Annotated in this window: 10 protein-coding genes; 6 read left to right on the forward strand and 4 right to left on the reverse strand. The window is 65.6% G+C overall.

What is annotated here, in order from left to right:
* Window position 1: 1 nt before the first annotated feature.
* Both QCE69_RS16065 and QCE69_RS16070 read right to left on the reverse strand, forming a co-directional pair.
* The gene (locus tag QCE69_RS16065; protein WP_309931807.1) at window positions 2-964 is read right to left on the reverse strand and encodes a 3-hydroxyacyl-CoA dehydrogenase; all 963 of its coding nucleotides are present in this window, start codon (window positions 962-964) and stop codon (window positions 2-4) included.
* A gap of 29 nt (window positions 965-993) precedes the next feature.
* Window positions 994-1,755, reverse strand: coding sequence for a glucose 1-dehydrogenase (locus QCE69_RS16070; protein ID WP_309931809.1), 762 nt, complete (start codon window positions 1,753-1,755; stop codon window positions 994-996).
* Window positions 1,756-1,888: 133 nt separating this feature from the next.
* Between QCE69_RS16070 and QCE69_RS16075 the strand changes: the two genes are divergently transcribed.
* Window positions 1,889-2,824 (forward strand): LysR family transcriptional regulator, encoded by a 936-nt coding sequence (locus QCE69_RS16075; protein WP_309920218.1) that lies wholly within the window; start codon window positions 1,889-1,891, stop codon window positions 2,822-2,824.
* 4 nt (window positions 2,825-2,828) lie between these two features.
* On the opposite strand, the gene QCE69_RS16080 is transcribed toward QCE69_RS16075, so the two are convergent.
* The gene (locus QCE69_RS16080; protein ID WP_309931811.1) at window positions 2,829-4,223 is read right to left on the reverse strand and encodes an MFS transporter; all 1,395 of its coding nucleotides are present in this window, start codon (window positions 4,221-4,223) and stop codon (window positions 2,829-2,831) included.
* A gap of 352 nt (window positions 4,224-4,575) precedes the next feature.
* Here QCE69_RS16080 and QCE69_RS16085 point away from each other — a divergent pair, with 352 nt between their 5' ends.
* From QCE69_RS16085 to QCE69_RS16105, 5 genes are all read left to right on the forward strand, one after another.
* Window positions 4,576-5,433, forward strand: a complete 858-nt coding sequence (locus QCE69_RS16085) for a CoA ester lyase (RefSeq protein WP_309931813.1) — start codon at window positions 4,576-4,578, stop codon at window positions 5,431-5,433.
* Window positions 5,430-6,860, forward strand: a complete 1,431-nt coding sequence (locus QCE69_RS16090) for an MFS transporter (protein ID WP_309920228.1) — start codon at window positions 5,430-5,432, stop codon at window positions 6,858-6,860. The genes QCE69_RS16085 and QCE69_RS16090 overlap by 4 nt, the downstream gene beginning before the upstream one ends.
* 11 nt (window positions 6,861-6,871) lie before the next feature.
* Window positions 6,872-7,753: a CoA ester lyase gene (locus QCE69_RS16095; RefSeq protein WP_309931815.1), complete on the forward strand. Its 882-nt coding sequence runs from the start codon at window positions 6,872-6,874 to the stop codon at window positions 7,751-7,753.
* 28 nt (window positions 7,754-7,781) lie between these two features.
* Window positions 7,782-9,005, forward strand: a complete 1,224-nt coding sequence (locus tag QCE69_RS16100) for a CoA transferase (RefSeq protein ID WP_309931817.1) — start codon at window positions 7,782-7,784, stop codon at window positions 9,003-9,005.
* A gap of 90 nt (window positions 9,006-9,095) precedes the next feature.
* On the forward strand, window positions 9,096-9,836 hold the full coding sequence (locus tag QCE69_RS16105) for a GntR family transcriptional regulator (RefSeq protein ID WP_309920237.1): 741 nt from the start codon (window positions 9,096-9,098) through the stop codon (window positions 9,834-9,836).
* Here the strand turns inward: QCE69_RS16105 and QCE69_RS16110 are convergent, their stop codons facing one another.
* Complete coding sequence (locus QCE69_RS16110) at window positions 9,837-10,799, reverse strand: LysR family transcriptional regulator (RefSeq protein ID WP_309931819.1); 963 nt, start codon at window positions 10,797-10,799, stop codon at window positions 9,837-9,839.
* Window positions 10,800-11,077: the final 278 nt, after the last annotated feature.

Here is an 11,077-nt window from a genome sequence, read left to right on the forward strand (position 1 = left end):
CTTAACGCTCGCCGTCTTCCTTCGCCCGCTGCGCCGCAAACTGCATCAGCCGTTCGTCGCGCCAGTCGCGGCGCGCGGCGAGGTCATCGGCGGAGAGATGCTGGCGACGGTCCTTCTCGACCTGTGCTATCAGCGCTTCATCCCACGGACCGTCATCGACGCGCGACTTGACGATCGAGTGATACAGCGGTCCGAGCCGGTTCGCATAGTCGGCCACGCCGCCCGGCGCGTTCAGGTCGATCGTCTCGAACGGGCCCATGAACGACCAGCGCCAGCCGAGGCCGTCGCGCACGGTCTTGTCGATATCCTCGCAACTCGCAATGCCGTCGCGCTGCAACGCCCACGCTTCGCGCAGCAGCGCCGCCTGCAGACGGTTCAGCACGAAGCCCTCGATCTCCTTGCGCACATGCACGACGCTTTGCCCGATGCCGCGCATCAGGGCATCGGTGAACTCGACCGTCGCCGACGATGTCTGCGTCGACGGCACGAGTTCGACGACCGGCACGAGGTACGGCGGATTGACCGGATGCGCGATCAGCACGCGCGGCGAGATGGCGAGGTCGCAGGCGAAGTCGGAGGCCTTGATGCCCGAACTCGAACTGCCGATGATCACATCGGCGTCCGCCACCTTGTCGAGATCCAGCATCAGCTGGCGCTTCACATCGACGCGCTCGAGCACCGACTCCTGCACGTACGCAGCACCGTCGATGGCTTGCGCGAGCGAATCGGCGAGCGTCAGGCGGGCGGCGATGGTTTCCGGCGCTTCGTCGATGAGACCGTGCCTGTGCAACGCCGCCAACTGGTTCGCGGCCCACGGAATGGCGTTCTCGGCGGTGCGCGGATTCGCGTCGTACACGCGCACGTTCAGCCCGGCGCGCGCGAAGGCAATCGCCCAGCCCGCGCCCACGAGCCCCGCGCCGATGATGGCAACGGGCTTGTCCAGCTTCATCTTCGCTACGTTCATCAATTGTCTCGCTTGAGTTATGGTCTATATCACGCAGCCGTCCAGCCGCCGTCGAGCATGAGCGCGCTGCCGGTCACGAGCGTGGAGGCATCGCTGGCGAGGAACACGATGGCGCCCATCACTTCCTCGACGCGTCCCACGCGGCCCAGCGCGATGCGCTGCGTGACCCAGTCACGAAAGCCGGGCGCATCGAACATGCTTGCCGTGAGCACGGTCTCGATGAACGTGGGGCACACCGTGTTCACGCGAATGGCGTGCGGCCCGAGCTCCCATGCCAGCGCCTTGGTCATGCCTTCGAGCGCATGCTTCGATGCGCAGTACACCGTGCGGCCCGGGCTGCCCACGTGCCCCATCTGCGACGACACGTTGATGACCGAGCCGCCGTTCCCGGCGCGCAGCATGCCCTTCGCGACCGCGCGCGACACATGGAAGACCGACTTTACATTGAGGTCGATGATCGCGTTGATATCGTCATCGGTCACCTCCACGAGCGGCTTCGGGCGATTGGTGCCCGCGCAGTTCACGAGGATGTCGTAGGGCTCGCGCGCCTCGATGGCGGCGCTGACGGCGGCCGAATCGGTGATGTCGAACGCGATGAAGTCGCTCTGGCCGCCTTCCTCGTTGATCTGGCCGGACGCGCGTTCGAGTTCATCGGCGGAACGCGCAACCAGCGTCACGCGCGCGCCCGCCTGAGCCAGCGCCGCCGCCGCCGCGAGGCCGATGCCGCGTCCGCCGCCGGTGATCAACGCTGTCTTGCCATGCAATGAAAAGCCCGGTGCTTTCGGCAGCATGCACTCTCCTGATCTTGATCGAATGGAACGAGGCAAGCGTAGCGACGCGACATCCGCGCCGCTTGCATACCAGTTATGCAAAACCTGAAATCCGTCGCCGCTGACAATACCGGCAAGTCCGGAGGGTGCGCAAGTGGAACTGAAACAGTTGCGGTATTTCGAGGTCGTCGCGCGTGAAGGCAGTCTCTCGCGCGCCGCGACACTGCTCGGCGTGAGCCAGTCGCTGCTGACACGCCATATCCAGAGTCTCGAACAGGAGTTCGGCCTGGCGCTGCTCTACCGTAACGGTCATGGCATGTCGCTGACCGACGGCGGCAAGACCTTCCTCGCCTCGGCCAGCGACATCCTGATGCGCACCGACAGCGCCCTGAACCAGATGCAGGCGCTGCGCTCGAACCCGGGCGGCACGGTGACGATCGGCATTCCGCCGATGCTCGGCGAATTCCTGCTGGTGCCGCTCACCAGGCGCTTCCGCGCGGAGTTTCCCGACGTGCGGCTCAAGCTGCGCGAAAGCGTGAGCGGCTATCTGCTCGAATGGCTGATGACCGGGAAGCTCGATATCGGCGTGCTGTACAACGTGACGTCGCTGAATACGATCGGCGTGGAGCCGTTGCTGTCGGACGAGATGCTGCTGATCGGCCCGCCCGATGCCGAGGTGCTGAATGCCTCGGCGGACTCCATCGCGCTGGCTGAAACCGTGGACCTGCAATGGGTCCTGCCGCCGCGTCCGCATGGCCTGCGCACGCTCGCCGAGGATGCCGCGACCGCGCAGGGACTGCAACTGAACATCGTCGTCGAACTGGACGCCATGGCGGGCATCTTCGATCTCGTCGAAGCGGGGCTGGGCTTCAGCATCGCGCCGTTTGCCGCGATCGAGAAACGCCTCGAACGCGGCACGCTGAAGGCGCGGCGTCTTCGCGAGCCGTCGCTGTCCGGCGTGCTGTCGATTGCGTTCTCGCCAAAGAAGGAAGCCACGCTCGCGATGAAGGCGCTGTATCGCATCGTGCGCCAGGAAACCGAATCGCTGGTGCGAAACGGCGTCTGGCGCGCGATCGACGAACGGCCTTAGCGCCTCAAGCCGGCGAATCGGTCAGCGCATCGTTCGCGACGTTCGGCCCGGCAGGCGCCTTCCTCGCGCCGCCGCGCACGAAGGTCGCCGCGGGCATGCACAGCACGAGGATGCCGGTGCAGAGGAGCACGCAGCCGAGCGCATAGGTGCCGTTGTTGATGTTGCCGGTCACCTGCTTCATGACGCTGGTGATCCAAGATCCCGCGATGCCCGAGAGGCTGCCGAACGAGTTGATCATCGCGAAACCGGCGGCGGCCGCCGTGCCGGACAGCAGACTGCCCGGATAGGTCCACACTACGGGCGTGAGTCCGAGCACGCCCGATGCGGCGACGCACAGGCAGATCATTGCAACCGGCAGATTGCCCGCGCAGGCCGCGCTCATGATGAGCGCCGCACCGCCCACGAACGCGGGAATCGCGGCGTGCCAGCGGCGCTCGCCGGTCTTGCTCGAATGCCATGCGTTGAAGAGCATCGTCGCGGCGGCGCAGACGAAGGGCAGCGCCGTGAGCAGGCCGATGTGGAACGTGTCCTTCACGCCCGACTCGCGCACGATGGACGGCAGCCAGAACGACAGCCCGTACCAGCCGGTCGCGTAGGTAAAGATGATCCCCGCGCACAGCCATACGCGATAGTCACGCAGCGCGGGACCGAACTTGTATTCCTTGTGCGCGTTTTCGGTGACGACGTTCTTGTCGAGCAGACGCTTCTCGGCGTCGGTGAGCCACTTCGCCTGATGGATCTTGTCGGCGAGACCGAAGTAGACGAGGAACGCGAGCGCCATCGCCGGGACGCCTTCGATCAGCAGCATCCATTGCCAGCCGCTATAACCCATCCAGCCGTGCGAATGCTGCATCAGCCAGCCGGACAGCGGGCCGCCGAGCACGAGGCTGGTAGGCAGCGCGAGCAACAGGCCGAAGGTCACCTTGGTCTGACGGTCGGAGGGGAACCAGTAATTGATGTACAGCAGCACGCCGGGATAGAAGCCCGCTTCGCAACAGCCGAGCAGCAGCCGCAGGATATAGAACATCGTCGCGTTCTCGACGCCGAACAGTTTCGCGAGTTCGGCGGTGAACATCGTGGCGGCGGAAATCAGGCCCCAGGTCAGCATGATGCGCGCGATCCAGCGTCGCGCGCCCACGCGGTGCAGCACGATATTGCTCGGAATCTCCAGCGCGATATAGCCGATGAAGAACATGCTCGCGCCCAATGCGAAGGCCGAGTCGCCGATCTTGAGATCGCCGAGCATCTGCAGCTTCGCGAAGCCGATGTTGACGCGGTCGAGAAACGAAAACGTGTGGCAGAGGAACAGGATCGGCGCGATGCGCCACAACAGCTTCTTGTACAGCTTGCCTTCGTCGACGGACTGCGCGGCGGCGCCGTCGATTGCGTCGATGCTCATGGGTATCTCCTCCCGGATGGTTCGTCAATGGCGGGTTGTTTCGGTGGAGCGTATTGATAGCCCGACGCAAACGCTCGAATACCTGTTATGCAGGATCCGCATAGCGCACGGGTGTTCATGGCGCGCGAACCCTTGTGCTGTAAGGCTTGCAGCGAAACGTGCCGTACTGCGGGAAAAGCAGGGCTCGGCGCGTTTACCCCTATCGTCCGACTGTCGACAGCTTGACAGAATGAATTGCAGACCCGCCGGCAGTGACCCGGCGGGCTTCTTCAGGAGACGACCGAATGCGTACGTGCATGCTCTCTCCGCGCCTTCCGGCGCTGTTTCATCGAGCTTCGACGCGGAGGCCGCAATGATGCGTATCCGCCGCTCGATGCTCATCACGCCCGCGCATCGCCCCGACCGCATGGCGGGCGCGATGAAGCTGGCAGTCGATTCCTTTGTCTTCGATCTCGAAGATGGCGTGCCGCCCGTGCGCCGTGACGAAGCGCGCGCCAATCTCGCGAAGCTGATGCCGACGCTGGACTTCGGCGGCCGCGAGCGCGTGGTGCGGATCAACGCGGTGGGCACGGCGGATTGCGTGCGCGATCTCGACGCCGTGCCGCTGACGCACTGCGACGCCTTGCTCGTGCCCAAGGTCGAATCCGCCGAGCAACTGCGCTGGCTCGACACCGAACTCACACGTCGCGATGCGCCGGTCAGGCTGATCGCCACGCTGGAGACGCCGCGCGGCGTGCTGAACGCACTGAGCATCGCCGACGCCTCGCCGCGCCTTTGCGCGTTCTTCTTCGGCTCGGGCGACTACACGATGGAAACCGGCGCCGAGATCACGCCGACCGCCTTGTTGTGGGCGCGTTCGACGATCGTCGCGGCAGCGGGCGCCGCTGCTTGCGACGCCATCGACGCGCCTTATCTGCACGGCCTGCGCGATCCGCAAGGCACGCATGCAGACGCGTTGCGCGCGCGGGAACTGGGCTTCAGCGGCAAGGTGGTGTTCCATCCCGCTCAGGTCGATGCGGTCAACGGCGCGTTCACGCCGACCGAAGCGCAAACCGCGCGAGCCCGACGCATCGTCGACGCGTTCGAGGCGGTGAAGGCGAGCGGCGAGGGCACGGCCATCGTCGACGGCGAATTCGTCGCCATCGATCTGGTGCCGCGCATGCAGCGGCTGCTCGACATCGCCGCCTACGCGCAAGGGAGAACGTCATGAAGCAGGCCACGCTGACCTCGTACGACGATGCCGACGTGCGTGCGCGGACCGACGCGCATGTCTCCGCGCTGAACATCGCCGGGCGCATGGAGCGCCTGCCGCTGTCGCGCTTTCACTGGACCTTGTTCGCGATCCTGGGCGTCGCGATGTTCTTCGACGGCTACGATCTCACCGTCACCGGCTTCGTCATCCCGGCGTTGCACAAGCACGGCTGGCTCACGCCGGCGACCACGGCCACCTTCATCTCGGTGCCGCTCATCGCTGCCGCATTCGGCTCGATCGCGGCGGGACTGCTCGGTGACCGCATCGGCCGCCGACGTCTGTTCCAGGCGACGGTGCTGGTCTACAGCCTGTCGAGCCTCGGCTGCGGCTTCGCGACAAGCTACGGCATGCTGCTCACGTTCCGCACGATCAACCTCTTCGCGATCGGCACGGTCACCGTCACCGGTTATGCGTATCTGAACGAGTTCACGCCGCGGCGTTATCGCGGACGCTTCCAGTCGGCGGTGGCGTTGCTGCTGAACGGCGGCCTGCCGTTCGGCGCCCTGATGGCACGGCTCATCGTGCCGAACACCGACGTGAACGTCGGCTGGCGCGTGCTGTTCCTGCTGTCGGTGATTCCGGCGCTGCTGGTCTTCGCAAACAAGCGCCTGTTGCCGGAGTCGCCGCGCTGGCTTGCGTCGGTCGGTCGCGACGAGGAAGCGGCACGCGTGGTCGATTCGATCGAGGCCGGCATCGTGCAGCGCGAAGGCAAGACGTTGCCCGATGCCGAACTCGCCCGCGAACCGGCGCGGCATCTCGGCTGGGATGCGCTGTTCTCGCCGCTCGTGCGCGGACGGTTCGCGCTGGCCGTCGTGTTCAACATCTGTCATCTGACGGGCCTGTTCGTGCTCATCAGCTGGCTGCCGACGCTGTTCGTCTCGCGCGGCCTCACGCTCGGCTCCACCTTCACGTTCGCTGCGGTGAGCTTCATGGGCGGCTTCCTCGGGCCGCTGCTGGGCATCGTGGTGGCGGACCGCATCGAGCGGCGCTGGTCGCTGGTGGCGGCCGCGCTGGTCGCTGCGTGCGCGGGCGTCGCCTATGCGGGACAGACATCGCCGCAGGGACTGATGATCACCGGCCTGATCCTCGTCACGGCGATATTTTTTATATCGTCGGTCGGCTTTGCGACCTATATCCCCGAGATCCTGCCGACCGGCGTGCGCCTGCGCGGCCTCGGCACTGCCGCGCTGATCGGCCGGCTGGCGTCGGCGGCCACGCCGTTCGCCGTCGCGGCCGCGTTGCTCACGTTGAAGAACCCGTTCTATGTCGTGTCGTCCGTCGGCGTCGCCTATGTCGTGATGGCGCTGCTGCTCGCCGTGCTCGGTCCGAACGTGCGCGGCCGGACGCTCGAAAGTCTCGAATCCGGACTGGACCCCAAACCTTGAGGAGATGTTCGATGGCGCTGTCCCGCACCTTTCTGTTCGTCCCCGGCAATCATGCGCGCCGCGTCGAGAAGGCGCTGAACGCCGATGTCGATGCGGCAATCCTCGATCTCGAAGACGCCGTCGCGGCCAGCGAAAAGGTTGCGACGCGCGCGGCGGTCGTCGAAGCGTTGCAAGCACCGCATCGCGCGCGCGGCTATATCCGCATCAACGCATTGGACACGGAGTACGCGTTCGGCGACCTGCACGCGGTGATCGCGCGTGGCGTGGACGGCATCGTGCTGCCGAAACTCGAATCGGTGGAACAGCTGCATGCCGCCGACTGGATCATGAGCCAGCTCGAGCGCGAGCGTGGCCTTGACGCGGATTCCATCGAGCTGATGCCGATCATCGAAACCGGCGCGGGCTTCGCGGCGATTCAGGCGCTGTGCACGTCGGCGGCGCAGCGTGTGCGGCGTCTCAAGCGCTTCGCTTTTGGTGCAGGCGACTTCTGCCTCGACATGAACCTCATATGGAGCGGCGACGAGTCGGAACTGCATGCGTACCGCAGCGCGCTGGTGCTGGCGTCGCGCGCGGCAGGACTGCAGGCGCCCGTCGATACCGTATGGGTGCGCCTCGACGACGCCGACGGTCTCGCGCGCTCGGCGGTCCGTGCGCGCGGCATGGGCTTCCAGGGCAAGTTGTGCATCCACCCGGCGCAATGCGACGCGGTGAACCGCGCGTTCTCGCCGACCGAAGCCGAGATCACTCAGGCGCGCGCCGTCGTCGAGGCGTTCAAGCGCGCCGAAGCGGAAGGCGTTGCGTCGATCCGGCTCGACGGCGCCTTCATCGATTACCCGGTCGCGTATCGCGCGCAACGCGTGCTCGACTTCGCCGCGCAGATCGACGCGCGCTGAGAACATTTCATCCATCGGAGAAACGGCAATGACTGCAACATCGGCTGACACCCGCAACGTTCGTCCGCTCGACGGCATTCGCGTGATCGACGTATCGAGTTTCCTGGCGGGACCGTTCTGCTCGACGCAGCTCGGCGAATTCGGCGCCGAGGTCATCAAGGCGGAGCTGCCCGACGTGGGCGATGCATTGCGCCGCTTCGGCTCGATGACGGAGGCGGGCGTCACGCTGCCGTGGCTGTCCGAATGCCGCAACAAGAAGTCGATCACGCTCGACTTGCGCAAGCCCGGTGGCGCCGAGTTGCTGAAGAAGCTGGTCGCGGACGCCGACATCCTTGTCGAGAACTTTCAGCCGGGCACGCTCGAAAAGTGGGGCCTCGGCTGGGACGTGCTGCATGAAGTGAATCCGCGGCTCATCATGGTGCGCATCTCGGGCTTCGGCCAGACCGGGCCGTATCGCGACCGGCCGGGCTTCGGGCGCATCGGCAATGCGTTCGGCGGGCTGTCGTTCCTCGCGGGCTATCCGGACCGGCCGCCGGTCACGCCCGGCTCCGCGACCATTCCCGACTACATGGCGGGCCTCTACGGCGCGCTCGGCGCGCTGCTGGCCATTCAGGCGCGCGAACGCACGGGTGAAGGGCAGTTCGTCGATATCGGCTTGTACGAACCGATCTTCCGCATCCTCGATGAACTCGCGCCGTCGTTCCAGAAGAACGGCTTCGTGCGGCAGCGCATGGGTCCGGGCACGGTGAACGTGGTGCCGCACAGCCACTATCCGACCAGCGACGGCCGCTGGATCGCCATTGCCTGCACCAGCGACAAGATCTTCGCGCGTCTCGCTGAAGCGATGGGCACGCCGGAACTCGCGGGCGAAGGCAAGTGGGGGCACATTTCGGGTCGCGAGCGCGATCGTGCCGACGTGGACCGCACTGTCGGCGAATGGACCACGCAGTTCACGCGCGACGAAGTGCTCGCGCGCTGCGAACAGTTCCAGGTGCCGTGCGGGCCGGTGTACGGCATCGACGAGATCTTCGAAGATCCGCAATACGCGGCGCGCGAGAACATCAAGACCATGCAGGACGCGCGCATCGGCGAACTGGCGGTGCCGAATGTCGTGCCGCGTCTCTCTGCGACGCCGGGCGGCATCGACTGGCTCGGACCGGACCTCGGCCAGCATAACGACGACATCTATCGCGGCTTGCTCGGACTCGATACCGAGCAGCTCGCCACGCTCAGGGAAGAAGGGGCCATCTGATATGATCGCGCATCCTTTTTCGGCGGCCCTGGCGTGTTGACAGACGAGCCTCGCGCCGCGCTTCGGGTCATCACGAAACAGCCCACCGCCATGAGCGCAGACGATCAGAAATGGGCCCTGCCGCCGCAGCATTCGTTGCCGCAACTCGTCGAGGCGCGGCTGGTCAGCGCCATCCGTTCAGGCGATCTCAAGGCGGGTGAGCGCATCGTCGAAACGCAATTGGCCCGGCAGCTCAACGTGAGCCGCGGGCCGTTGCGCGAGGCGCTCAAGTCGCTCGAAGCCAACGGGCTGGTCTTCACCGTGCGCGGCAAGGGCACCTACGTGGCCGAGGTCTCGCACGACGACTTCGTGCGCATGACCGGCATTCGCGCCGTGCTCGAAGGCTTCGCCGCGCGGCTCGTGGCGGCGCGTTGCCGTCATGAGCCGGATGTCGTCGTGCAGCTGGAGCAGTCGCTCGCGGAACTGGAGCGCGCGGAAGCGGGCCATGATGCCGCCGTGCTGCGTGCGGTGGACTGGGAGTTTCACGAACTCGTCTGCACGCTCGCCGACAACGATCTGCTGCAAACCACCTGGCATTCCATCAGTTCGCTCGTGCGGCTCTATCAGCAGGGCAATACGAGCTACGAGGTGCGCAGCGAAAGCGTCGTGCATCATCATCACGAGTTCGTCGAAGCGCTCAAGTCCGGCGATCCCGACTTCGCCGAGCAGACCTTCCGCAGCATCATCACCGACACGACTTTTCGCTCGCTGGGCCTTCCCGTGCCCGAGGCGATGACGTCGATGACCGAGCCGCCGCGCGCGCCGAAGAAGTCGAAGGCCGGCGCGAGGTAGTCACGTCTGTCCGGCGTGCAGCGTCGTGGCGAAGTGGGCGCGCAGATGATCGAGGAACAGCGTCGAGGCCAGGTTGAGATCGGCTTTTTCGCGCACCAGAATGCCGAAGTTGCGCGACAGGTCGATCTCCGGCACGTTCAGCGTCGCACGAGATTCGAGCGAGTAGCGCTGCGCCATGTAGCGCGGCAGGAAGGTCGCGCCGAGCCCGGCATCGACGAGCCCCAGCACCGTGCCGACATTGGTCGCGTGCTGGATGGTCGAGAGCGTGAGGCCGCGTCGGGCGAGTTCGGCCGAGAGACGCGTCTGGAGCAACGCGTAACGGTCGAGCAGCATCAGCGGCAGATCGGCGAGTTGCTCCAGCGTGATGTCCTGCGCGCCCGCCAGCGGATGCGCCTTGGGCAGCACGACGAGCATCGGTTCGCGGGCGAGCGGTTCGAAGTGCAGCTTGCTGGAATCGCCATCGAACGCGCTGACGGCCAGGTCCGCCTGTCCGGCTTCGAGCGTCGCGAGCACGGCCTCGTATTGCAGGTCGCGAACCTGGATCTGTATCGACGGATACGCCTGGCGGAACGACTGGATGAGTTGCGGCAGTACGACGGCGGCGAGCATCGGCGTGGTGGCGATCACCGTGCGCATCTTGGACGCCGCTGCACGCGCATGAAAGTCCGTCAGCAACTCGCGTAAACCCTGCAACGCGAGCCGCGCGCGGCGCGCGAGTTCTTCGCCCTCGGGCGTGGGCGTTACGCGACGGGTCGTGCGTTCGACGAGCTTCGTCTTGAGCATCGCTTCGAGCCGCTGGACGCGGTTCGTTACGGAGGGCTGCGAGACATGCATCTTCTTCGCGGCGGCGCTGAAGCTGCCGAGGTCCGCCACGGCGAGAAAGGTTTCCAGCTCGATGAGATCGAAACGCAGATTGATTCCGTCGATGCCCTCGTCCGGAGCGGAGTGGTCGTCCTGCATCATGCCGCCGTGTCCTCCGTGCCCGATTTATAACGCCATCTTATAAATCGATATTCTAATGCGATTAGAGTTTCGCGAGGCCGTTCTCGATAATTGGGCCATTAGAGACTGAACCGGAAAGCGCGTTGCAACGACGCGGCCCGGCTGGTCGAGAACGGAGACTTCATGAAGGACGAAATCAAGATCCTGACGCCGAACGGCATCCTGGGCTACGGCATCCCGGCGGCCGACTTCTGGCGCGGCATCGATCAACAGCCCGACGCGATGATCGTCGATGGCGG

It is taken from the genome of Caballeronia sp. LZ032, from assembly GCF_031451315.1.
GTDB lineage: Bacteria > Pseudomonadota > Gammaproteobacteria > Burkholderiales > Burkholderiaceae > Caballeronia.

Coding starts and splice junctions, on each gene's coding strand:
- QCE69_RS16070 (WP_309931809.1), bottom strand. CDS start 1,755: ATGCTGCCGAAAGCACCGGGCTTTTCATTGCATGGCAAGACAGCGTTG.
- QCE69_RS16095 (WP_309931815.1), top strand. CDS start 6,872: ATGGCGCTGTCCCGCACCTTTCTGTTCGTCCCCGGCAATCATGCGCGC.
- QCE69_RS16100 (WP_309931817.1), top strand. CDS start 7,782: ATGACTGCAACATCGGCTGACACCCGCAACGTTCGTCCGCTCGACGGC.
- QCE69_RS16105 (WP_309920237.1), top strand. CDS start 9,096: ATGAGCGCAGACGATCAGAAATGGGCCCTGCCGCCGCAGCATTCGTTG.
- QCE69_RS16065 (WP_309931807.1), bottom strand. CDS start 964: ATGAACGTAGCGAAGATGAAGCTGGACAAGCCCGTTGCCATCATCGGC.
- QCE69_RS16085 (WP_309931813.1), top strand. CDS start 4,576: ATGATGCGTATCCGCCGCTCGATGCTCATCACGCCCGCGCATCGCCCC.
- QCE69_RS16110 (WP_309931819.1), bottom strand. CDS start 10,799: ATGATGCAGGACGACCACTCCGCTCCGGACGAGGGCATCGACGGAATC.
- QCE69_RS16090 (WP_309920228.1), top strand. CDS start 5,430: ATGAAGCAGGCCACGCTGACCTCGTACGACGATGCCGACGTGCGTGCG.
- QCE69_RS16080 (WP_309931811.1), bottom strand. CDS start 4,223: ATGAGCATCGACGCAATCGACGGCGCCGCCGCGCAGTCCGTCGACGAA.